General features: G+C 55.3%; 23 protein-coding genes and 1 other RNA gene. 12 read left to right on the top strand and 12 right to left on the bottom strand.

The annotated features are described in order from the left end of the window. Positions 1-326: 326 nt before the first annotated feature. The 11 genes from garL to ACQG2Q_RS22445 all read left to right on the top strand — a co-directional run bounded on the left by garL (position 327) and on the right by ACQG2Q_RS22445 (position 14,117). The gene (garL, locus tag ACQG2Q_RS22495; RefSeq protein ID WP_003862676.1) at positions 327-1,097 is read left to right on the top strand and encodes a 2-dehydro-3-deoxyglucarate aldolase; all 771 of its coding nucleotides are present in this window, start codon (positions 327-329) and stop codon (positions 1,095-1,097) included. Positions 1,098-1,118: 21 nt separating this feature from the next. After that, positions 1,119-2,009 (top strand): 2-hydroxy-3-oxopropionate reductase, encoded by an 891-nt coding sequence (garR, locus tag ACQG2Q_RS22490; RefSeq protein ID WP_022649490.1) that lies wholly within the window; start codon positions 1,119-1,121, stop codon positions 2,007-2,009. A gap of 56 nt (positions 2,010-2,065) precedes the next feature. Next, a complete protein-coding gene (gene garK / locus ACQG2Q_RS22485; RefSeq protein ID WP_063849794.1) occupies positions 2,066-3,211 on the top strand; it encodes a glycerate 2-kinase in 1,146 nt (381 codons plus the stop codon). Positions 3,212-3,243: 32 nt separating this feature from the next. Then, an RNA gene (rnpB, locus tag ACQG2Q_RS22480) (RNase P RNA component class A) lies at positions 3,244-3,620 on the top strand. A 672-nt stretch (positions 3,621-4,292) separates the two neighbouring features. Continuing rightward, positions 4,293-5,213 (top strand): transcriptional regulator TdcA, encoded by a 921-nt coding sequence (gene tdcA / locus ACQG2Q_RS22475; RefSeq protein WP_023298702.1) that lies wholly within the window; start codon positions 4,293-4,295, stop codon positions 5,211-5,213. A 96-nt stretch (positions 5,214-5,309) separates the two neighbouring features. Further along, positions 5,310-6,299: a bifunctional threonine ammonia-lyase/L-serine ammonia-lyase TdcB gene (gene tdcB / locus ACQG2Q_RS22470; RefSeq protein WP_023298701.1), complete on the top strand. Its 990-nt coding sequence runs from the start codon at positions 5,310-5,312 to the stop codon at positions 6,297-6,299. Between the two features lie 9 nt (positions 6,300-6,308). Next, positions 6,309-7,640, top strand: coding sequence for a threonine/serine transporter TdcC (gene tdcC / locus ACQG2Q_RS22465; RefSeq protein WP_022649486.1), 1,332 nt, complete (start codon positions 6,309-6,311; stop codon positions 7,638-7,640). 30 nt (positions 7,641-7,670) lie between these two features. Beyond that, entirely contained in the window at positions 7,671-8,879 is a 1,209-nt protein-coding gene (gene tdcD, locus ACQG2Q_RS22460) for a propionate kinase (protein WP_032626381.1), read from the top strand. A 15-nt stretch (positions 8,880-8,894) separates the two neighbouring features. Beyond that, positions 8,895-11,189, top strand: a complete 2,295-nt coding sequence (pflB, locus tag ACQG2Q_RS22455; protein WP_032626378.1) for a formate C-acetyltransferase — start codon at positions 8,895-8,897, stop codon at positions 11,187-11,189. 274 nt (positions 11,190-11,463) lie between these two features. Then, positions 11,464-12,795 carry an amino acid permease gene (locus tag ACQG2Q_RS22450; RefSeq protein WP_022649483.1) on the top strand — a complete coding sequence of 444 codons (1,332 nt, stop codon included), beginning with the start codon at positions 11,464-11,466 and terminating at the stop codon, positions 12,793-12,795. A gap of 20 nt (positions 12,796-12,815) precedes the next feature. Beyond that, the gene (locus ACQG2Q_RS22445) at positions 12,816-14,117 is read left to right on the top strand and encodes a serine dehydratase subunit alpha family protein (protein WP_058646857.1); all 1,302 of its coding nucleotides are present in this window, start codon (positions 12,816-12,818) and stop codon (positions 14,115-14,117) included. 93 nt (positions 14,118-14,210) lie between these two features. On the opposite strand, the gene ACQG2Q_RS22440 is transcribed toward ACQG2Q_RS22445, so the two are convergent. Continuing rightward, positions 14,211-14,912, bottom strand: a complete 702-nt coding sequence (locus tag ACQG2Q_RS22440) for a pirin family protein (RefSeq protein WP_022649481.1) — start codon at positions 14,910-14,912, stop codon at positions 14,211-14,213. A 104-nt stretch (positions 14,913-15,016) separates the two neighbouring features. On the opposite strand from ACQG2Q_RS22440, the gene yhaJ reads away from it, so the two are divergent. Further along, positions 15,017-15,919 carry a DNA-binding transcriptional regulator YhaJ gene (yhaJ, locus tag ACQG2Q_RS22435; protein ID WP_022649480.1) on the top strand — a complete coding sequence of 301 codons (903 nt, stop codon included), beginning with the start codon at positions 15,017-15,019 and terminating at the stop codon, positions 15,917-15,919. Between the two features lie 47 nt (positions 15,920-15,966). Here the strand turns inward: yhaJ and ACQG2Q_RS22430 are convergent, their stop codons facing one another. From ACQG2Q_RS22430 to ACQG2Q_RS22380, 11 genes are all read right to left on the bottom strand, one after another. Further along, positions 15,967-16,332, bottom strand: a complete 366-nt coding sequence (locus tag ACQG2Q_RS22430; RefSeq protein ID WP_022649479.1) for a DUF805 domain-containing protein — start codon at positions 16,330-16,332, stop codon at positions 15,967-15,969. 106 nt (positions 16,333-16,438) lie between these two features. Beyond that, on the bottom strand, positions 16,439-17,425 hold the full coding sequence (locus ACQG2Q_RS22425) for a glutathione S-transferase family protein (RefSeq protein WP_023298697.1): 987 nt from the start codon (positions 17,423-17,425) through the stop codon (positions 16,439-16,441). 72 nt (positions 17,426-17,497) lie between these two features. Further along, positions 17,498-17,890: a DoxX family protein gene (locus ACQG2Q_RS22420; protein ID WP_063849796.1), complete on the bottom strand. Its 393-nt coding sequence runs from the start codon at positions 17,888-17,890 to the stop codon at positions 17,498-17,500. Positions 17,891-18,144: 254 nt separating this feature from the next. Then, on the bottom strand, positions 18,145-18,441 hold the full coding sequence (locus ACQG2Q_RS22415; protein WP_022649477.1) for a YqjK-like family protein: 297 nt from the start codon (positions 18,439-18,441) through the stop codon (positions 18,145-18,147). Then, the gene (locus tag ACQG2Q_RS22410) at positions 18,438-18,836 is read right to left on the bottom strand and encodes a phage holin family protein (RefSeq protein WP_003862647.1); all 399 of its coding nucleotides are present in this window, start codon (positions 18,834-18,836) and stop codon (positions 18,438-18,440) included. Before ACQG2Q_RS22410 ends, ACQG2Q_RS22415 begins: the two co-directional genes overlap by 4 nt. A 2-nt stretch (positions 18,837-18,838) precedes the next feature. Then, on the bottom strand, positions 18,839-19,144 hold the full coding sequence (locus ACQG2Q_RS22405; RefSeq protein WP_008503141.1) for a DUF883 family protein: 306 nt from the start codon (positions 19,142-19,144) through the stop codon (positions 18,839-18,841). 29 nt (positions 19,145-19,173) lie between these two features. Next, positions 19,174-19,542 carry a DUF1090 domain-containing protein gene (locus tag ACQG2Q_RS22400; RefSeq protein ID WP_017382428.1) on the bottom strand — a complete coding sequence of 123 codons (369 nt, stop codon included), beginning with the start codon at positions 19,540-19,542 and terminating at the stop codon, positions 19,174-19,176. Positions 19,543-19,685: 143 nt separating this feature from the next. After that, on the bottom strand, positions 19,686-20,069 hold the full coding sequence (mzrA, locus tag ACQG2Q_RS22395; RefSeq protein WP_022649476.1) for an EnvZ/OmpR regulon moderator MzrA: 384 nt from the start codon (positions 20,067-20,069) through the stop codon (positions 19,686-19,688). A 2-nt stretch (positions 20,070-20,071) separates the two neighbouring features. Further along, the gene (gene yqjA / locus ACQG2Q_RS22390; RefSeq protein WP_022649475.1) at positions 20,072-20,734 is read right to left on the bottom strand and encodes a DedA family general envelope maintenance protein YqjA; all 663 of its coding nucleotides are present in this window, start codon (positions 20,732-20,734) and stop codon (positions 20,072-20,074) included. A 341-nt stretch (positions 20,735-21,075) separates the two neighbouring features. Then, the gene (exuR, locus tag ACQG2Q_RS22385) at positions 21,076-21,852 is read right to left on the bottom strand and encodes a transcriptional regulator ExuR (protein WP_023298695.1); all 777 of its coding nucleotides are present in this window, start codon (positions 21,850-21,852) and stop codon (positions 21,076-21,078) included. Positions 21,853-22,048: 196 nt separating this feature from the next. After that, a complete protein-coding gene (locus ACQG2Q_RS22380; RefSeq protein ID WP_063849797.1) occupies positions 22,049-23,347 on the bottom strand; it encodes an MFS transporter in 1,299 nt (432 codons plus the stop codon). Positions 23,348-23,399 lie beyond the last annotated feature (52 nt).

Genomic DNA, 23,399 nt, shown 5'->3' with positions numbered 1-23,399 from the left:
GCCAGATGGTTAATCGTTTCTTATTGAGGAAATAAAGAATGTCAGGAGAGGAAAAGTGAGAATGTGATCGCGATCGCTCCCGAAACACTAATCGTTGATTCTGTGCATCAGCGCCCACTGCATTGGGCATATGCTCAAAATAGCGTGCTAACCCCGTTGGATAATTGAGCATTGAGACAATGTGCTGCCGGGTGGTGACGATTATACTGAATGACGATTTTATAACGCCAAAATTCAGTCAGTAAATAAATATAACGCTGACGCTGAGTCGGAATAAATAAGAAAAGCTACTGGCTAAAACTGCGGAATTAAAAAAGGTATACGTAATGAGTAACGACATCTTCCCGAATAAATTTAAAGCGGCCCTTGCGGCGCATCAGATTCAGATTGGCTGCTGGTCTGCGCTGGCCAACCCCATCAGCACCGAAGTGCTGGGCCTGGCCGGATTCGACTGGCTGGTACTGGACGGCGAACATGCGCCAAACGATATCAACACGTTTATTCCGCAGCTGATGGCGCTGAAAGGCAGCCACAGCGCGCCGGTGGTGCGTGTACCTACCAACGAGCCGGTGATCATCAAGCGTCTGCTGGATATCGGCTTCTACAACTTCCTGATCCCGTTTGTTGAAACGGAAGAAGAAGCGGTGCTGGCCGTAGCTGCCACCCGCTATCCGCCGGAAGGGATCCGCGGCGTGTCTGTCTCGCACCGCGCCAACATGTTTGGCACCGTGCCGGACTATTTCGCCCAGTCCAACAAGAACATCACCATTCTGGTTCAGATCGAGAGCCAGCAGGGGGTCGATAACGTCGACGCCATTGCCGCGACCGAAGGTGTCGACGGTATTTTCGTCGGCCCGAGCGATCTGGCGGCCGCCTTTGGTCATCTGGGCAACGCCAGCCACCCGGACGTGCAGCGGGCAATCCAGCACATTTTTGCCCGTGCCAAAGCGCACGGTAAACCGTGCGGCATTCTGGCGCCGGTGGAAGCTGATGCCCGCCGCTACCTGGAGTGGGGCGCAACGTTTGTCGCCGTCGGCAGCGACCTCGGCGTATTCCGCGCCGCCACGCAGAAATTAGCAGACGCTTTTAAAAAATAACCATCATTGAGGAAACAGATTATGACGCTGAAAGTGGGTTTTATTGGCCTGGGTATCATGGGCAAACCAATGAGCAAAAACCTCATCAAAGCAGGTTACTCACTGGTGGTTTTAGATCGTAATTCAGACGCGGTGGCAGAAGTGATTGCGGCTGGCGCAGAAACGGCGACAACTGCAAAAGCGATCGCCGAGCAGTGCGATGTCATTATCACCATGCTGCCAAACTCCCCGCACGTGAAAGAGGTGGCGCTGGGTGAGAACGGCATTATCGACGGCGCGAAGCCGGGTCTGGTGGTGATCGACATGAGTTCTATCGCGCCGCTGGCGAGCCGCGAAATCAGTGAGGCGCTGAAAGCGAAAGGCGTGGAGATGCTGGATGCGCCGGTCAGCGGCGGCGAACCGAAAGCCATCGACGGTACTCTGTCGGTAATGGTGGGGGGCGATAAAGCCGTGTTCGACAAATACTACGACCTGATGAAAGCCATGGCTGGCTCCGTGGTGCATACCGGTGAAATTGGCGCAGGCAACGTCACCAAGCTGGCAAACCAGGTGATTGTGGCGTTGAACATCGCGGCCATGTCCGAAGCACTGACGCTGGCCACCAAAGCGGGCGTTAATCCGGATCTGGTCTATCAGGCCATTCGCGGTGGTCTGGCGGGCAGCACCGTGCTGGATGCCAAGGCACCGATGGTGATGGATCGTAACTTCAAGCCGGGCTTCCGCATCGATCTGCACATTAAAGATCTGGCGAATGCGCTGGATACCTCCCACGGCGTGGGCGCGCAGTTGCCGCTGACTGCCGCCGTCATGGAGATGATGCAGGCGCTGCGTGCGGACGGTCTGGGCACCGCCGATCACAGCGCGTTAGCGTGCTATTACGAAAAGCTGGCGAAGGTTGAAATTGCTCGCTAATGACGTCCCGCCCGGTGGCGTTACGCTTACCGGGCCTACGGCTCAGGCATACAACTATGAAAATCGTAATCGCGCCAGACTCTTATAAAGAAAGCCTGTCTGCCACTGAGGTGGCGCAGGCGATAGAAAAAGGATTTCGGGAAATTTTCCCCGACGCTCATTACGTGTCTGTTCCCGTTGCTGACGGCGGAGAAGGTACGGTTGAAGCGATGATCGCCGCGACGCAGGGCACCTGGCAGCAGGCTGTCGTCACCGGCCCGTTAGGGGAAAAGGTGAAGGCCAACTGGGGGATCTCGGGCGACGGTACCACCGCGTTTATCGAGATGGCCGCCGCCAGCGGCCTGGTACTTGTTCCTCCCGCGCAGCGTAACCCGCTGGTCACGACGTCGCGCGGGACGGGGGAGCTGATCCTCCGCGCGCTGGATAAAGGCGCGCGCAACATCATTATCGGTATCGGCGGGAGCGCAACCAACGATGGGGGCGCGGGTATGATGCAGGCGCTGGGCGCGAGGTTTACGGATGCGAACGGGACGGAGATCGGCTACGGCGGCGGCAGCCTGATGGCGCTGAACCGTATTGATATTTCGGATCTTGATCCGCGTCTTCAGGGGTGCGCAATCCGCGTCGCCTGTGACGTGACGAATCCGCTGGTCGGTGAAAGCGGCGCGTCGCGTATCTTTGGCCCGCAAAAAGGCGCCACGGAGGAGATGATCCTCGAACTCGACGCCAGTCTTAGCCACTACGCCGAGGTGATCAAAAAATCGCTGCGCATTGACGTCAACCCGGTTCCGGGGGCAGGAGCGGCGGGCGGCATGGGCGCGGCGCTGATGGCCTTCCTGGGCGCTGAGCTGAAAAGCGGCATTGAGATTGTCACTCAGGCGCTCAATCTTGAAGAACATATTCACGACTGCACGTGGGTGCTGACGGGAGAAGGGCGCATCGACAGCCAGAGCATTAATGGCAAAGTGCCCGTCGGCGTGGCGAGCGTCGCCAAAAAATACCATAAGCCGGTGATAGGGATTGCCGGAAGTCTGACGCAGGATGTGGGTGTGGTGCATCAGTACGGCATCGACGCGGTGTTCAGCGTATTGACCCGCATCGGTTCACTGGAAGAGGCGTTCCAGGGAGCGTACGACAACATTTACCGCGCCTCGCGCAATATCGCGGCCACATTGCAGGTAGGCATGCGTAGCCAGGGGTGACAGCGGCGCGCAAACCCTCTATACTGCGCGCCGAAGCTGACCAGACAGTCGCCGCTTCGTCGTCGTCCCTTTCGGGGGAGACGGGCGGAGGGGAGGAAAGTCCGGGCTCCACAGGGCAGGGTGCCAGGTAACGCCTGGGGGGGAAACCCACGACCAGTGCAACAGAGAGCAAACCGCCGATGGCCCGCGTAAGCGGGATCAGGTAAGGGTGAAAGGGTGCGGTAAGAGCGCACCGCGCGGCTGGTAACAGTCCGTGGCACGGTAAACTCCACCCGGAGCAAGGCCAAATAGGGGTTCACATGGTACGGCCCGTACTGAACCCGGGTAGGCTGCTTGAGCCAGTGAGCGATTGCTGGCCTAGATGAATGACTGTCCACGACAGAACCCGGCTTATCGGTCAGCTTCAACTTCTTACGAAACCCCGCTTCGGCGGGGTTTTTGTTTTCTGAAGGTTGCATGCCGGGTCAGCGAAACGCCAAACGACATCAATTCTCAATTTTGCGACGCCAAGCACATTTCACTGCTTTACCGATTATGCGTTCCTTTCATCTGCTGCGCATGATCGTAATCACAAAATTTAACGCTATAAAATTAGAAAATTTTAGTGTTGAACAGATGTTGTGAATGTTGACTCAGTGATGCTGAATGTTATTCATTTGATAATTTAATATTGAATCTAAAAACATTCTTCTGGTGAATGTGTGATATATCCCACTCTTTAACCGGAAGCTGAGAAAATATTCCTGACAAAGTTGATAAACCACAAAAATGTTTTAAAAGAATAATGATGGTTTATTAACCTTTAATTGCCTGAAAGATAGTCTTTATTAATATTGTTAAGGCAAAAAAATTCATGCTGGTTATTGCCATAAAATAAATTTATTACCGCGGATTTTGTTGATCAATATCAGCGTAATTGCGTATTTTTAGCTATCTAACTGTTTGAATAATAAGATTATAAATCGATTTTAAATGTGGTTGTAAAAAGGGCATCCTGGCAAATTGTGAGTAACAGCACATACCCCCTGAAACAATATTGGGTAGAATCCGCTGCGTCATATGGAAATAAGCGCAGAATATTATGAATACTATTATTCTACCGAAAACACAGCACCTCGTGGTATTTCAGGAAGTCATCAAAAGTGGCTCTATAGGTTCTGCTGCAAGACAACTGGGGCTGACGCAACCTGCCGTCAGCAAAATCATCAGCGACATCGAATCTTACTTTGGGGTGGAAGTGATGGTGCGTAAAAACACCGGCGTAAAACTCACTGCCGCCGGTCAGGTGCTGCTGTCCTACGCTGAGTCGATCACCCGCGAAATGAAAAACATGGTGAGCGAGATCAACAGCCTCAGTTTCAGTACCGTCATGGACGTCTCCTTCGGCTATCCGTCGCTGATTGGCTTCACCTTTCTGTCCGGGATGATCAAAAAATTCAAGGAAGTGTTCCCAAAGGCGCGCGTCTCAATGTATGAAGCGCAGCTCTCTTCATTCCTGCCCGCCATTCGCGATGGCCGGCTGGATTTCGCCATCGGCACGCTGAGCGACGGGATGTTGCTCCAGGATCTTCACGTTGAGCCACTCTTTGAATCTGAGTTTGTGCTGGTGGCGAGTAAATCACGAACGTGCACCGGCCCGACCAGACTGGCATCGCTCACGCACGAGCAGTGGGTGATGCCGCAAACCGATATGGGCTACTACAACGAACTCCTGACCACCCTGCAAGATAACCACATCAGCATTGAAAACATCGTCCAGACCGATTCCGTCGTCACCATCTATAACCTTGTTCTCAATGCCGATTACCTGACGGTGATCCCCCGTGACATGATTGCGCCATTCGGCTCGGACCAGTTTATTGTCCTGCCGGTGGAAGATGCATTACCTGTGGCGCGTTATGCTGCCGTGTGGTCAAAAAATTACAGTATTAAAAAATCGGCGTCAGTATTAGTTGAACTGGCAAAACAATATTCGTCGATGAATATCGAAAAACGACGATAGAAATAATGATGATTTAAAATGCCCGGAGCGACGCTTTTTAACGCTCTGATACCCTGACTTTGCCTGAAAACAATGAATTATTATAACGAGGATATTATGCACATTACTTACGATCTCCCGGTGACCATTGACGATATTCAGGACGCCAGAAAAAGACTGGCGGGAAAGATCTATAAAACCGGTATGCCGCGCTCAAATTATCTGAGCGAACGGTGTAAGGGTGAGATATTCCTGAAATTTGAAAATATGCAGCGTACCGGTTCGTTTAAAATACGTGGGGCGTTTAATAAATTAAGCTCGCTGACCGATGCGGAAAAACGCAAGGGCGTGGTTGCCTGTTCCGCAGGGAACCACGCGCAGGGGGTGTCGCTCTCCTGCGCCATGCTTGGCATCGACGGCAAAGTAGTAATGCCTATGGGCGCGCCGAAATCCAAGGTGGCCGCCACGCGCGACTACTCCGCCGAAGTAGTGCTGCATGGCGAGAACTTTAACGACACTATCGCCAAAGTGAGCGAAATCGTCGAGATGGAAGGGCGCATTTTTATCCCGCCTTACGACGATCCGAAAGTGATCGCCGGTCAGGGCACCATCGGCCTGGAAATCCTCGAAGATTTATACGACGTGGATAACGTGATTGTTCCCATCGGCGGTGGTGGTTTAATTGCCGGTATTGCGACAGCAATTAAATCCATCAACCCAACTATCAATATTATCGGCGTGCAGTCTGAAAACGTGCACGGAATGGCGGCGTCGTATCAGACCGGTGAAATAACGAACCACCGCATTACCGGCACATTAGCGGACGGCTGCGACGTGTCTCGCCCGGGTAATTTAACCTTCGAAATCGTTCGTGAACTGGTTGACGACATTGTGCTGGTCAGCGAAGACGAGATTCGCAACAGCATGATCGCGCTTATTCAGCGAAATAAAGTGGTTACGGAAGGTGCTGGCGCGCTGGCGTGCGCGGCGTTATTAAGCGGCAAGCTGGACCACTATATTCAGGGCCGTAAAACCGTCTGCATTATTTCCGGTGGCAATATTGATCTCTCCCGTGTTTCCCAAATTACCGGCTTCGTTGACGCATAAAGGTGACCTATGAGCAACACAGAAAGCATTATCGTTGGCCAGACAAAAACGTCCTCCTGGCGTAAATCGGATACCACCTGGACGCTCGGCCTGTTTGGTACCGCCATTGGCGCTGGCGTGCTGTTCTTCCCCATCCGCGCAGGCTTTGGTGGCCTGATCCCTATTCTGCTGATGCTGGTTCTGGCGTTCCCCATTGCCTTTTACTGCCACCGCGCGCTGGCGCGTCTGTGTTTGTCCGGCAGTAACGTCTCCGGCAACATCACCGAAACGGTGGAAGAGCATTTTGGTAAGACCGGCGGGGTGGTGATCACCTTCCTCTACTTCTTTGCCATTTGCCCGCTGCTGTGGATTTACGGCGTCACCATTACCAACACCTTTATGACCTTCTGGGAAAACCAGCTCCAGATGCCTGCCCTGAACCGCGGCGTGGTAGCGCTGTTCCTGCTGCTGCTGATGGCCTTTGTGATCTGGTTCGGTAAAGACCTGATGGTGAAGGTGATGAGCTACCTGGTGTTCCCGTTCATCGCCAGCCTGGTGCTGATTTCTCTCTCGCTGATCCCGTACTGGAACTCAGCGGTGATCGACCAGGTTAACCTGAGCGATATCGCCTTCACCGGTCATGACGGCATTCTTGTCACGGTGTGGCTGGGGATTTCCATTATGGTCTTCTCCTTCAACTTCTCGCCTATCGTCTCCTCGTTTGTGGTCTCCAAGCGCGAAGAGTACGAGCCGGAGTTTGGTAAAGAATTCACCGAGCAGAAATGTTCCAAAATCATCGGTCGCGCCAGCCTGCTGATGGTGGCGGTGGTGATGTTCTTCGCCTTTAGCTGCCTGTTTACGCTCTCTCCGCAGAACATGGCGGACGCCAAAGCGCAGAACATTCCGGTGCTCTCTTACCTGGCGAACCACTTTGCGTCGATGTCAGGCAGTAAATCCACGTTCGCCACGGTGCTGGAGTACGGCGCGTCCATCATCGCGCTGGTCGCTATCTTTAAATCCTTCTTCGGTCACTACCTGGGCACGCTGGAGGGGCTGAACGGCCTGATCGTTAAGTTCGGCTACAAGGGCGACAAGAAGAACGTCTCCGTGGGCAAGCTGAACACCATCAGCATGGTCTTCATCATGGGCTCCACCTGGATTGTGGCCTATGCCAACCCGAACATTCTGGACCTTATTGAAGCCATGGGCGCGCCAATTATCGCCTCTCTGCTGTGCCTGCTGCCGATGTACGCCATCCGCAAAGCACCGGCGCTGGCGAAATACAAAGGCCGGACCGAGAACATCTTCGTCACCGTGGTCGGCCTGCTGACCATTCTGAACATCGTGTACAAACTGTTTTAAACCAAAGCTCAGGAAGAGCGGAGCCATACCATGATTGAGTTTCCGGTAGTACTGGTCATTAACTGCGGATCGTCCTCTGTTAAGTTTTCGGTGCTGGACGCCGCAGGCTGCGATGCCCTGCTGACGGGCATTGCGGACGGCATCAACACAGAAAAAGCCTTTATTTCCGTGAATGGGGGTGAGCCAGTCAGACTGGCTCATCAGGACTACGAAGGGGCGCTGGCCGCCATCGCCCTGGAGCTGGAGAAGCGCGACCTGATGGGCAGCGTGGCTTTGATTGGCCATCGCATTGCCCACGGCGGCGATCTCTTCAGCGAGTCGACCCTGATCACGGAAGAGGTGATGGAGCAGATCCGCCAGGTCTCCCCGCTGGCGCCGCTGCATAACTACGCTAACCTGAGCGGCGTGGAAGCCGCAGAGCGACTCTTCCCCGGGGTGCAGCAGGTGGCGGTATTTGATACCAGCTTCCACCAGACCATGGCGCCGCAGGCGTATCTGTACGGCTTGCCGTACCGCTATTTTGAAGAGCTGGGCGTGCGCCGCTACGGCTTCCACGGTACCTCTCACCGCTACGTGGCGGCGCAGGCGCACGCGCTTCTCGGGCTCTCCGCCGAAGACAGCGGCCTGGTGATTGCCCATCTCGGCAACGGGGCGTCCATTTGCGCGGTGCGTAACGGCAGAAGCGTGGACACGTCCATGGGGATGACGCCGCTTGAAGGACTGGTGATGGGCACGCGCTGTGGCGACGTAGATTTTGGCGCGATGGCGTGGATTGCCCGGCAGACCGGCCAGACGTTCGAGGATCTGGAGCGCGTGGTCAACAAAGAGTCCGGGCTGCTGGGGATCTCCGGCATCTCCTCCGATTTGCGCGTGCTGGAGAAAGCCTGGCATGACGGCAACGAGCGGGCGCGGCTGGCGATAAAGACCTTTGTCCACCGCATAGCGCGGCATATCGCCGGTCATGCCGCATCCCTGCACCGTCTGGATGGCGTGGTGTTTACCGGCGGGATCGGTGAGAACTCCGTGCTTATCCGCGCGCTGGTGGTGGAGCACCTGAAGGTGTTTGGCATCATCCTCGACGAGTCCAAAAATGCCCTGCCGGGCAGCGCGGGTGAGGGCGTGATCTCCACCGAGTCGTCCCGCGCGGCCTGCGCGGTGATCCCTACCAATGAAGAAAAAATGATCGCGCTGGACGCCCTCCGTCTTGGGAAGGTCACCCCGGCTGCGGCTTACGCCTGATAAAGCGAGAATCTGATGAAAGTAACAATCGATACGGGCGTCGCGCCTTACAGCGACGCATGGGCCGGGTTTCGCGGTGAAGAATGGAAAAACGCCGTTAACGTGCGCGATTTTATTCAGCATAACTACACCCCTTATGAAGGCGATGAAGCTTTCCTCGCGCAGGCGACGCCAGCAACGACGGCGCTGTGGCAGAAGGTGATGGTCGGCATTCGCCAGGAGAATGCTACTCACGCTCCGGTGGATTTTGACACCAACATCGCCACCACCATTACCGCGCACGGGCCGGGCTATATTGACCAGGAGCTGGAGACGATCGTCGGCCTGCAAACCGACAAGCCGCTCAAGCGGGCCCTGCATCCGTACGGCGGAATCAATATGATCCGCAGCTCATTCGAAGCCTACGGTCGCGAGATGGATCCGCAGTTTGAATATCTCTTCACCGACCTGCGCAAAACCCACAACCAGGGCGTATTTGACGTTTATTCCCCGGAGATGATGCGCTGCCGAAAATCCGGCGTGCTCACCGGTCTGCCGGACGGCTACGGGCGTGGACGCATCATCGGCGACTACCGCCGCGTGGCGCTGTATGGCATCAGCTATCTGGTGCGCGAGCGGGAACTTCAGTTCGCCGATCTCCAGGGGAAACTGGAGCGCGGAGACGATCTGGAGGCCACGATCCGCCTGCGCGAGGAGCTGGCGGAGCATAAACGTGCGTTGCTCCAGATCCAGCAGATGGCGGCGAACTATGGCTTTGATATTTCACGTCCGGCGATGAATGCGCAGGAAGCGGTGCAGTGGGTCTACTTTGCCTACCTTGCCGCAGTGAAATCCCAGAACGGCGGGGCGATGTCGCTGGGGCGCACGGCCTCGTTCCTCGATATCTACATTGAACGCGACATGCAGGCAGGAAGGCTGAACGAGGTGCAGGCCCAGGAGCTGATCGACCACTTCATCATGAAGATCCGCATGGTGCGCTTCCTGCGCACGCCGGAGTTCGACACGCTCTTCTCCGGCGATCCGATCTGGGCCACGGAAGTGATTGGCGGCATGGGGCTGGATGGCCGTACGCTGGTGACCAAAAACAGCTTCCGCTATCTGCATACCCTGCACACCATGGGGCCTGCGCCGGAGCCAAACCTGACGATCCTCTGGTCCGAACAGCTGCCGATCGCGTTCAAGAAATACGCCGCGCAGGTCTCGATCGTCACCTCCTCGCTGCAATACGAGAACGACGATCTGATGCGTGCCGACTTCAACAGCGACGACTACGCCATTGCCTGCTGCGTCAGTCCGATGGTGATCGGCAAGCAGATGCAGTTCTTCGGCGCACGCGCCAACCTGGCGAAAACGCTGCTGTACGCGATTAACGGCGGGGTGGATGAGAAGCTGAAGATCCAGGTGGGGCCGAAAACCGAGCCGCTGCTGGATGAGGTACTGGATTACGACACCGTAATGGCGAGCCTCGATCACTTCATGGACTGGCTGGCAGTGCAGTACATCAGTGCGCTGAATCTCATTCACTACATGCATGATAAATACAGCTACGAAGCCTCGCTGATGGCGTTGCACGACCGGGACGTTTACCGCACCATGGCCTGTGGCATTGCCGGGCTGTCGGTGGCGGCGGATTCCCTGTCGGCCATCAAGTACGCCACGGTAAAACCGGTGCGCGACCACACCGGTCTGGCGGTCGATTTCGTCATCGAAGGCGACTATCCGCAATACGGCAACAACGACGATCGCGTGGACAGTATCGCCTGCGATCTGGTTGAGCGCTTTATGAAGAAAATCCAGGCGCTGCCGACGTACCGCAACGCCGTGCCGACACAGTCGATCCTGACCATCACCTCCAATGTGGTTTACGGGCAGAAGACCGGCAACACGCCGGACGGACGTCGCGGCGGTACACCGTTTGCGCCTGGCGCCAACCCGATGCACGGGCGCGACAGAAAAGGAGCGGTGGCGTCGTTGACCTCGGTCGCCAAGCTGCCGTTCACCTATGCCAAAGACGGGATCTCCTACACCTTCTCCATCGTGCCGCAGGCACTGGGCAAGGACGAGCTGGTGCGCAAAACCAACCTTGTCGGGCTGCTGGACGGGTACTTCCACCACGAAGCGACCATTGAGGGCGGGCAGCACCTGAACGTCAACGTGATGAACCGGGAGATGCTGCTGGATGCCATCGCCCATCCGGAGAACTATCCGAACCTGACGATCCGCGTTTCAGGCTATGCGGTGCGGTTTAACGCTCTGACGCGCGAGCAGCAGCAGGACGTGATTTCGAGGACGTTTACGCAGGCGATCTAACACAGGCTCCATCTTCAGCCTCCTCAGATGAGGAGGCTTTTAATTTTGTGAACACCGTCAATTTTAGAAAACTCGCTCTCTTTTCTGCTATCCCGAAGTAATATTTTCCTCTCGCCTAAGGAAATCCCTATAAAAGTTGTGACTTTTTTCTCCCGCGCTCCGGATATGATCTCCCCATACCAATAACTCACACCTGCACCCTCTGACTCGCAATCGCTGGCGATCGGAACCTTATAAAAACAAATCGTTACCCTACAAAATAAGCGAGTGCCCAATGAATATGGCAACAAACAGCAGTGTGATTGTGAGTGATTCCCCTGCGGCAAGGCGGGCGGGAATGAGCGAAAGCGAATGGCGAGAGGCGATTAAATTCGACAGCACCGATACGGGCTGGGTCATCATGAGTATTGGGATGGCTATCGGCGCGGGCATTGTTTTTCTTCCGGTGCAGGTTGGATTAATGGGGCTATGGGTATTTTTACTCTCGTCGATAATTGGTTATCCGGCCATGTACCTGTTCCAGCGCCTGTTTATTAATACGCTGGCGGAATCACCGGAATGTAAAGACTATCCGAGCGTTATTAGCGGATATTTAGGCAAAAACTGGGGCATCTTATTGGGTGCACTTTATTTCGTGATGCTGGTGATCTGGATGTTTGTCTATTCGACGGCCATTACCAACGACAGCGCATCCTATTTACACACCTTCGGCGTAACCGACGGTTTGCTGTCGGAAAATCCGTTCTACGGCTTATTCCTGATCTGCATTCTGGTCGCCATTTCGTCGCGCGGTGAAAAGCTGCTGTTTAAAGTCTCCAGCCTGATGGTGCTGACCAAATTATTTGTGGTGGCGGCGCTGGGGCTTTCGATGATTGGCCTCTGGCATTTAGCCAACGTCGGCATGCTGCCGCCAATGGGGCTGCTGATTAAAAACGCCATTATTACGCTGCCTTTCACCTTAACCTCCATTCTGTTTATTCAGACATTAAGCCCGATGGTGATTTCCTATCGTTCACGGGAAAAATCCGTTGAGGTGGCGCGTCATAAAGCGCTGCGGGCAATGAATATCGCCTTTGGCGTGCTGTTTGTGACGGTCTTTTTCTACGCTGTCTCCTTCACCCTGGCGATGGGGCACGACGAGGCGGTAAAAGCCTACGAGCAGAATATTTCCGCCCTGGCAATCGCAGCACAGTTTATCAGCGGTGACGGCGCGGGCTGGGTCAAAATTGTCAGCGTAATCCTCAATATTTTCGCTGTGATGACCGCGTTCTTTGGCGTCTATCTCGGCTTTCGTGAGGCGACGCAGGGCATTGTGATGAACATCCTGCGCCGCAAAATGCCGGCGGAGAAAATCAATGAAAATGCCGTCCAGCGCGGGATTATGCTGTTCGCCATCCTGCTGGCCTGGAGCGCGATTGTGTTAAACGCGCCGGTGCTGAGCTTCACTTCCATCTGTAGCCCTATTTTCGGGATGGTGGGCTGCTTAATTCCGGCGTGGCTGGTCTACAAAGTGCCCGCACTTCATAAATATAAAGGCGTATCGCTGGTGATTATTGTGATTACCGGGCTGCTGCTTTGTGTTTCTCCTTTCCTCGCCTTCTCATGAGGTTAAATAAGGTCGTAACGATGTCTGAGCAAATTAATCCTTTATGGAACCATTTTATTCGCGCGGTGCAGGAAGAGGTAAAGCCTGCGCTGGGCTGTACCGAACCCGTCTCGCTGGCGCTGGCGTGCGCGATGGCTGCCGGACAGCTTGACGGTGAGGTGACGCGTATCGAGGCGTGGGTATCGCCGAACCTGATGAAAAACGGGCTTGGCGTAACGGTGCCCGGTACCGGTATGGTCGGTTTACCCATCGCGGCCGCGCTGGGGGCGACAGGCGGTAACGCGCATGCCGGACTGGAGGTGTTGAAAGACGCGTCGTCCGAGGCGCTAACGCGCGCCAAAGCACTGCTGAACGCGGGTCTGGTGCAGGTAAAATTGCAGGAGCCGTGCGATGAGATCCTCTATTCACGTGCCTGCGTTTACGTCGGTGAATCCTCGGCGATGGTGACCATCGCCGGCGGGCACACCCGTGTGGTGGAGATGGTGTGTCAGGGCGAAACGCGCTTCAGGCTTGACGATAATCAGAGCCAGAACAGCGACGATCCGCTGGAGGTGCTCTCGACCACCACGCTGTCGCAGATCCTTGAGTTTGTGGAACAGGTGCCGTTCGACGCGATCCGCTTTATCCTCGATGCGGGACGGCTGAACGATGCGCTCTCCCGCGAAGGTTTACGTGGCAACTGGGGGTTGCATATTGGTGCGACGCTCAATAAACAGCGCACACGCGGATGGATGGCGCAGGATCTGGGTTCAGACATTGTTATCCGCACCAGCGCAGCTTCGGATGCCCGCATGGGGGGCGCGACGCTGCCGGCGATGAGCAACTCGGGTTCCGGGAATCAGGGCATCACCGCCACCATGCCGGTGGTGGTGGTGGCTGAGCACGTTCAGGCCGATGACGAACGGCTGGCGCGGGCGCTGATGCTCTCGCACCTGTCGGCGATCTATATCCATTACCAGCTTCCGCGCTTGTCCGCGCTGTGTGCGGCGACAACAGCCGGAATGGGGGCTGCGGCGGGGATGGCGTGGCTGATGGGCGGATCTTACCAGACTATTGCCATGGCGATCGGCAGTATGATCGGCGACGTCAGCGGGATGATCTGTGACGGGGCGTCTAACAGTTGCGCAATGAAGGTCTCGACCAGCGTCACCAGCGCCTGGAAAGCCGTGATGATGGCGTTGGATGATACTGCCGTGACGGGTAATGAGGGGATTGTGGCGCACGACGTGGAGCAGTCGATCGCGAACCTGTGCGCGCTGGCGTGCCGCTCGATGCAGGCAACGGACCGGCAGATTATTGAGATTATGGCGAGTAAGGTGTAAAAATTTCCCATCACCCCAATCCCTCTCCCCATAGGGGCGAGGGGCTCGATCGTTCCCTCTCCCCTATGGGGAGAGGGCTAGGGTGAGGGGGGGTTAAACCGGCAAATCAATCAGCAGCGCGCGCAGCGGCGTATCCGCCACCAGGGTGATATTCGCTTCATCACGAATAAACGCGCCGTCGCCGCAGGTGAGCGCCTCTTTCTCTTCCGCGTGCGTCACCGCATGCACCGTACCGTGAATGGACTGCAGATAGGCGCGCGGACCATGAAGCTGGAAGCTTGCCTGTTCACCTTTTTTCAGCTCGATATGGTGCAGCCACACCTGCTGGCGTAACTGCAGGCTGCCTTTGCTGCCGTCTGGCGAGGCAATCAGCTGCTGTTTATCGCCCTTCAGATCGATTTTTTGCACCAGCGGATTTTCCCGCTCCGGACAGGCATCCAGCCACAGCTGCATGCGGGTCAGCGTTTTGTCTTTGCTGAGGTTATGCTCGCTATAGCTAATACCCGGCTGCGTGGAAATTAACAGCGCCTCGCCAGCCTTCGCCTGGACATGATTGCCCTCGCTATCGCGGTATTCTGCCTCGCCTTCCAGGATCAGGTTCAGGATATCGACTTTCGGGTACGTGCGCGGCTGGAAGGACGCGCCCGGGGCGAGCACTTCCTGGTTCAATACGCGCAGTGAAGCGTAACCGAGAAGTTTAGGGTCAAAGTAGTGTCCAAAGGAAAAGGTGTAGCGGGCCTGCAACCAACCGAAATCGGCTTGTCCGCACTGTTTCGCTGTTCTTGTCGTAATCATAAACTTGACCTCTCTTTACACTAAATCAATGGTAAAGGTATGGACGCTGCATTGTTAGCCAGATATTCTGCCCGGTATGTTCAAATTTCCTGAATGAGAACGAGATGGCTAAAGAGAGAGCATTGACGCTTGAGGCGCTTCGCGTCATGGACGCGATTGACAGGCGCGGCAGTTTTGCCGCGGCGGCAGATGAACTGGGGCGCGTTCCGTCTGCGCTGAGCTATACCATGCAAAAGCTGGAGGAGGAGCTGGATGTTGTGCTCTTCGATCGCTCTGGTCATCGAACAAAATTCACCAACGTTGGGCGGATGCTGCTGGAGCGCGGCCGCGTATTGCTGGAAGCGGCGGATAAACTGACGACCGATGCCGAAGCGCTGGCCCGCGGCTGGGAAACCCATCTGACGTTAGTGACCGAAGCGCTGGTGCCCACCGAGGCGCTGTTCCCGCTGGTGGACAGACTGGCCGCGAAAGCCAATACCCAGCTGTCGATCATCACCGAGGTACTGGCCGGGGCGTGGGAGCGTCTTGAGACGGGCAGGGCGGATATCGTCATTGCGCCGGATATGCATTTCCGCTCATCGTCAGAAATTAACTCGCGCAAACTGTACAGCGTGATGAACGTCTACGTCGCTGCGCCGGGTCACCCGATCCATCAGGAGCCGGAACCGCTCTCTGAGGTCACGCGCGTGAAATACCGCGGCGTGGCGGTGGCGGATACCGCGCGAGAGCGCCCGGTGTTAACGGTGCAGTTGCTGGATAAACAGCCGCGTCTGACGGTGACGTCGCTGGAAGATAAGCGTCAGGCGCTGCTGGCGGGGCTGGGCGTGGCGACCATGCCGTATCCGTTCGTCGAAAAGGACATTGCAGAGGGACGGCTGCGCGTTGTCAGCCCGGAATACACCAGCGAAGTGGATATTATTATGGCGTGGCGTCGTGACAGCATGGGCGAAGCCAAATCATGGTGTTTACGCGAAATTCCGAAGCTTTTCACGCAATATAATAAATAAAATCGTAATTTGTAGGCCCGGTAAGCGAAGCGCCACCGGGCTTTTTTTTATGCGCAGATCTTCGGATCCGGACCAAAGCGGTTTTCTCCCGGCGTTCCGCTCTGACAGTTGAAAATCAAAATCACGATCCAGCCGATAAGCGGGATCAACAGCAACAGCAGCCACCACGCCGAACGATCGGTGTCGTGAAGACGACGAAACAGTACGGCCCATGAAGGCAGCAGAACCAACACACCATAAATGGTGGTGAGAATGCCTTCGCCCCCCTCGCGTTCCCAGCCGAGGATTTTGTCCACAATACCCAGCACCATAATCAGGACGAAGTTCACCAGAACGAACATCCAGTACTCTTTACGGCGGGCACGGCCACCAAATCCAACGTAGTTGCGCAGTACTTTTAAATACCAGTCCATTTTTCCTTGCCTCTTAGTCAGTCAATCACTTGTTTTCTAAGCGATCGAGGTAAGGATAGATGTATGCCGTGAATTAAAAAAGGGAATCAATTGATTCCCTAAATAATTATCCGAAACGCACGTCGCGCCCGTGTGGTTCATCCAGATCCTGCCACGGACCAATGGAGATAATGCCCGTTGGGTTGATGGTCTTATGACTGCGGAAATAATGGGTGCGAATATGGTCAAAATTGACCGTCTCCGCAATACCCGGCATCTGATAGATGTCGCGCAGGAAACCGTGCAGGTTCAGATAATCGCTGATGCGATGCTTGTCGCACTTAAAGTGGGTGACATACACCGGATCGAAGCGGATCAGCGTCGTCCACAGGCGGATGTCTGCTTCGGTGAGGCGATCGCCCGCTAAATAACGATGCTGGCCGAGGATCTGCTCCAGACGTTCCAGGGATCCAAACACGTTGCCGACCGCTTCGTCGTACGCTTCCTGACTGGTGGCAAAACCGGCTTTATAGACGCCGTTGTTGACGTTGTCGTAGATCCAGCCGTTCAGCTCGTCAATTTTCTCGCGCAGCTCAACCGGATAGTAATCCCCGGCGCGGGCGCCGTGCGCGTCAAACGCGGTATTGAACATGCGAATGATTTCAGCGGATTCATTGCTGACGATCGTCTGGTTTTTCTTGTCCCACAGTACAGGCACCGTTACGCGTCCGGTGTAGTGCGGATCGGCGCGCAGATAGAGCTGATACAGGAAATCGTGATGATAAAGCTCATCACCCGTCGCGGCCGGGAAGTCACTGTCGAACGTCCAGCCGTTTTCCAGCATCAGCGGGTTGACCACCGAAACCGGAATTAGCGATTCGAGACCTTTAAGTTTGCGCACAATCAGCGTGCGGTGCGCCCACGGACAGGCGAGAGAAACATACAGATGATAACGATCTTTCTCCGCCGCAAAGCCCCCTTCGCCACTCGGGCCGGGTGCGCCGTCGGCGGTCAGCCAGTTACGGAAGGCCGAAACAGAGCGCTTAAAGCGTCCACCGGTGGATTTGGTGTCATACCAGACATCCTGCCAGACGCCGTCTACGAGTTGTCCCATTTTTTACTCCTCCGTCAGATAGCAAAAGCGAGGAGATGTCTCCTCGCTTTGAATTTAATCAGTATAGCGTGCTTACCACTTCTTATTCAGAAGACGGTCGATGCTGTAGGCGCCCGGACCCGTGATAGCCAGCAGCAGGAAGCCACCCGCGATGGTCAGGTTTTTCATGAACATCAGGGAGTTCACGCCTTCCGCAAAGTTGCTGTGGAAGATGAGCGCGGTCAGCAGGGTAAAGCCTGCGGTGAACAGCGCCGTGGTGCGGGTCAGGAAACCGAAGAGCACTGCCAGGCCGCCGCCGAACTCAAGCAGGATGGTCAGTGGCAGCAGGAAACCCGGCACGCCCATCGCTTCCATATACTGCTGAGTGCCCGCATAGCCGGTAATTTTGCCCCAGCCTGCGGTGATGAACAGCACAGGCATCAGAATACGCGCTACCAATACACCAACATCTTCTAATTTTTTCATTTTACTCTCCAGGAAACCACATCAGCGGCTAAACGTTATTTGCGTGCAAATTCGGGTAGATACCGCGTCTTTGCTGTCGATGGAGAGGAGTGTAAACGGGGCGGATGGCAATTGTTAGCAAGGAAAACTGTCAATCTTTTTCAAAGATATTGAGTAAGGGAGCATAGAGAGATTTTGCCGGGTGACGGCTACGCCTTACCCGGCCTACTTTTTTACCGTAGGCCGGGTAAGCGCAGTGCCACCCGGCGAGAAGGCTAGCGCAGCTGCTGCTGACGAATCGTTGCTTTCACCAGACGCCATGCGCTCCAGACACCAAAGCCACGGCGTGCCCAGCGAATCAGCATGTTTGGATGACGAATCGTCCAGATCGCCATCACGCTGCTACCCACCAGCGCCCACGAACGCAGGCTCAGAAGAGTATTCCAGCCGCGATCGTAACGCTGGGTCAGCTCCAGCCAGTCGCGACGGCTGGCGGACAGATCCAGCCGCTGCTGCTGGATCTGGCTCAGCAGATACGCTTTCCGCTTTTGACGTTCGGCTTTGTCGCTCACGACTTATCATCCTCCAGCAGGGCGCGGTCGTTGGCCAGCTCCTGGCGCGTATGGCGCAGGAAGGTCGACGTGCGCGCTTTATGCAGGGTCCAGATACCGCCTATCAGCGCCGCCACCAGCAGAACCACGGTAGTCGCAATCATCGCGTTCAGTCGATACTGTGGATCGATAGCCCAGATGATTAACACCATCAGGCTCATCAGACCAAACGCGGCAAAGAGCATCGTAAGCCCAAGCATGAGCAGCATCTGGAAGAGATTGGCTTTCTCCTCTTCCAGTTCCACTACCGCAAGCCGGACGCGCGTTTCGGCAATCCCGACCAGCGTCGTAAGAATACGCTGGCCGATGCCGAGGACGTTTTTAGCAGGCCCTTGTGCGTGACGTGGATCTTCCATAATCAACGACGCGTCAGCAGGACACCCAGCACCACACCCACTGCGGCACCAATACCAACGCCTGTCCATGGATTGTCACGTACATATTCGTCTGCGCGCGCAGCCGCTTCGCGGGTCTGTTTCGCCAGTGCATCACCGGTTTCACCCAGACGGTAACGGCTCTCTTTCAGTGCCTGCTCCGCTTTGCTGCGCAGTTTGCTGACTTCTTCTTTCGATTTATCGGCAGAAGAGTTCAGCACCTCTTCCAGGGTGTCCGCCAGGGATTTCAGCTCAGCGCGCAGATGTTCTGAAGTTGTATCTTTTGACATGATTCTCTCCTGTTGAGATTTCCGTTAACTCAATAATCGCGAGCTTCCAGCGCTTTCAGTTCGTCCTGCGCCTCTTGCAACTTCCTCTCGCGCTTGGCAATTTTTTCCGCATCACCTTTCTCTTTCGCTTCTTGCAGGTCTTGACGGCGCTCGGCTATCTCGTCCTTCTGTTCAGCGATTTTTTCCTGATGATCGGCACGCAGCTTGCTGTCCGTACAATTGTCTTTCACTTCGCTCAGCGCTTTTTTCAGTCCGTCGATCCGGTGCTGATTGTTATGCTTTTCGGCATAACTGATTTCGCGTTGAATATCCTGTTCTTTCTCCTGACAAAGAGACATAGCGAAGGAAGCTGTGCTTAAAGAAAAAAGGGCCAGAGCCAGGGTGATGCGGTATTTCATTATAGAAACCTTCCATTGTGTTACGGCGTAAGCCGTGTTCCAGAACTATGCGGAGAACATCTGAGGGGTGCTCCGCGTACTTAAGCATAGTAAGTAAACGGGAGTTTCACCAAAGTGGGTGAAAATATTCGGAATATTAGTCGTTAGCCAAATCGATGCGACGTGTCGCGTAACCGTGACATCCAGGAGGCTACGTGGCTGTCATCATCCTGTTGCGCGATGATGTAACCCTGCGGCAACGTGCGGTCCAGCACCGCTTTCGCCGCGGCGCTTTGCGCACTGGAGTCAAATTTTATCAGCAGCACATCGTCTTGCGGCGTGATGCTCTTAAAGCGGATCCCGTTAGCGTCCAGATGATGCCAGATGGAAAAACCATCCGGCACGCTGGTTCCTTGACTCACAGGACGGATAGTCAGCGTCGACTCCTGGTGCTGTAGGGCAGACCATAGCAGGATGAGAGCGCTGAACATCATTAGCGCGACGATGGCGTAAGAGAAGCGGCGCAGCGCGAGCGGGGAGATAACCATCGTTAACCCCTGGCTCCGTATTTCTTTTTCCACAGTACGACCAGTGAACCGACCAGGCCAAACACCAGCAGGACGACGGGCAGCAGCATCAGGCAAGACATCAGCTGGTCTTCATATTTCATAAAGACCGGCGTTTTACCGAGCGCGTAGCCGAGCGTGGTCAGGATCAGAACCCACAGCAGGCCGCTCATCCAGTTAAAGAACTGGAAGCGCGCGCTGCTCAGGCCGGACAAGCCCGCAATGGTCGGCAGCAGGGTGCGTACGAATGCGATAAAGCGGCCAATCAGCAAGGCGGAGAGCCCGTGCTTATGGAAAAGGTGGTGCGCTCGCTGGTGATAATGTGCCGGAAGATGCGAAAGCCAGTTCTGAACGATTCGCGTGTTGCCCAGCCATCGCCCCTGAATATAACTCACCCAGCAACCCAGGCTGGCGGCAATGGTCAACAGCAGAACCGTTTGTGGGAAAGCCATCGCCCCTTTTGCACAGAGCACCCCAACCAGCACCAGCAGGCTGTCGCCCGGTAAAAAGGCAGCAGGCAGCAGACCGTTCTCAAGGAACAGGATCATAAATAACACAAAGTAGAGCATGCCAATCATGGACGGGTTGGCCAGCGTTTCGAAATCCTGAGCCCAGAGGGCGTTCAGTAGTTGGGTCAAAAGTTCCATTCAGTGTTCCTGGAAATCGGTTAACGTCACGCCTGTCATTCGGGAAAACAGCACGGCGACATTGTTATGATTTCATTATGGTCGCTCGCGGACACAATGATGTGTGGCCAACACTGTTCCCTGTTAATTGGCTAGTTAGCAAGCACTAACTTACAAAATAACGAAGTGAATCCAATTGTAACAAAGCCCGACGTTCTGCGTCACAGAATTTGAGGGGAAACACGATTTTGGCGTAAGCCACGGAGGGGAGCGAGAGATTTTACAAAGGCTGACACTATAGAGGTTTTCTTACCCTGTCTGGCCGGAAGGCGCGGCGGTGCGCCTGCCAGCAGTTCAGGAGGTTATTTTGCGACATTGGTCGCGGTATCGAGGTGAACCACCGGATTATCAGCAAAAAGATAGCGGTCAGCGTTAAATTCAAAGTCATCACTCGTTTCATTAAAAAGCATCTGTTTAGTGTTCTCCAGATGCTGCCACATTGCCAGTTTCGCCGCATGCGGATCTTTACGAATCAGGGCCTTAAGAATCTGGTCGTGGTCGTCACACCAGTTATCTACCGTGCGGGAATCAATGTGATCGTGCAGTTTCTTCCAGTACGGGTTGTGAACGCGCTGAGTCCACATTTTTTCAACGATTGCCGCCAGCGCTGTGTTCTGAGTCGCAAGGGCGACCTGAACGTGGAATTGCAGGTCCCATTCGGAATCGCGGAAACATTTTTCTTTACGCGCATGATCCTGGATTTCCATCAGCTTCATGATGTCCTGCTTGGTGACCTGCGTCGCTGCGAATTCTGCGATATTGCTTTCAATCAGCTGGCGAGCCTGGAGAAGCTCAAACGGACCGTAGCTGGCAAATTCCAGACTTTCGTCCGGCGTGGGGGAGTGTTTCGCCTGGCTGGAAATCACGTGAATACCGGAACCTTTGCGTACCTCAACATACCCTTCAACTTCCAGCATGATGATGGCTTCGCGGACCACCGTACGGCTGACGCTTTTTTCATCCGCAATAAAACGCTCAGCGGGAAGTTTATCACCGACAAGATAGACCCCTTGCTCGATGCGATCTTTCAGCTCGGCGGCAAGTTGTTGATATAAACGACGTGATTCGGTGATTTCCATATGCGCTCCAGGCAGGGTACGGCGAATGATTTGTTATACCACTTTTGCGTGCCACTCTCCAGATTTCGCCATTAAAAAAGCCGCCCGGAGGCGGCTTTTGCGACATTTTTGCCGGGTGGCGCTACGCTTACCCGGCCTACGGTTTTATCGGGTGTTGTAGGCCGGGTAAGGCGAAGCCGCCACCCGGCACAACAAGCTAACTCTGCGTCGCCGGTCCCCCAAGGGACTCTTTCGCCAGTTCCTCGGCGGATTTACTCTTCAGCACCGTCCAGATAACCACTGCACCCAGCAGGTCGAAGATGGCCAGTACCGCGAACAGCGGGCTGAAGCCGATGGTGTCTGCCAGCGCGCCGACCACGAGGGCGAACAGGGTACTTGCGGTCCAGGCGGCCATCCCGGTCAGACCGTTGGCGGTGGCAACTTCGTTACGACCAAACACGTCGGACGAGAGCGTAATCAGCGCGCCAGACAGAGACTGGTGAGCAAAGCCCCCGATACACAGCAGGGCGATAGCCACGTAAGGACTGGTGAACAGGCCAATCATGCCAGGGCCAATCATCAGCAGGGCGCCCATGGTGACCACCATCTTACGGGACACAATCAGGTTCACGCCAAACCAGCGCTGGAACAGCGGTGGCAGGTAGCCGCCGACGATACAGCCCAGGTCTGCAAACAGCATTGGCATCCAGGCGAACATCGCGATCTCTTTCAGGTTAAAGCCGTAGACTTTGAACATGAACAGCGGGATCCAGGCGTTGAACGTACCCCAGGCCGGTTCCGCCAGGAAGCGTGGCAGGGCGATACCCCAGAACTGACGGGTACCCAGGATCTGCCAGACGGACATTTTCTTGCCGTTGTCGGTCTGATGATGAGATTCCTGACCATTGATAATGTAGTCACGTTCTTCGTCAGACAGCTTTTTCTGGTCGCACGGGTGTTTATAGAAGATCAGCCACGCCATGGCCCAGGCAAAGCTCAGCACACCGGAGATGATGAACGCCATCTGCCAGCTGTGCATCACAATCGCCCACACCACCAGTGGCGGAGCAATCATCGCCCCGATGGAGGAGCCCACGTTGAAGTAACCGACAGCGATTGAACGCTCTTTTGCCGGGAACCATTCAGAGCTGGCTTTCAGACCCGCGGGGATCATCGCCGCTTCGGCAGCACCTACCGCACCACGCGCCAGCGCCAGTCCGCCCCAGCTGCCGGCCAGCGCGGTCGCCCCACAGAAGACGGCCCAGGCTACAGCGAAGAAGGCATAACCAATTTTTGTACCCAGAATATCAAGAACATAACCTGCAACAGGCTGCATTACGGTGTAAGCGGCAGAGTAAGCCGCAATGATGTAAGAGTATTGCTGCGTGGAGATATGTAACTCTTCCATCAACGTTGGCGCCGCTGCTGCCACGGTGTTACGTGTCAGGTAGCCCAGCACGGTGCCGAGCGTCACCAGTGCGATCATGTACCAACGTAACCCTTTAATTTTACGCATGTAAAACCTCATCGTTATGTTATTTCCGTGTCGGGACACGGCAACAACTCAA

This window comes from Enterobacter cloacae complex sp. 370H10 (genome assembly GCF_050031535.1).
Taxonomy (GTDB): Bacteria; Pseudomonadota; Gammaproteobacteria; order Enterobacterales; family Enterobacteriaceae; genus Enterobacter; species Enterobacter intestinihominis.
Note: the sequence above shows the minus strand (reverse complement) of the source record. Positions and strands in the feature narration are given on the sequence as shown.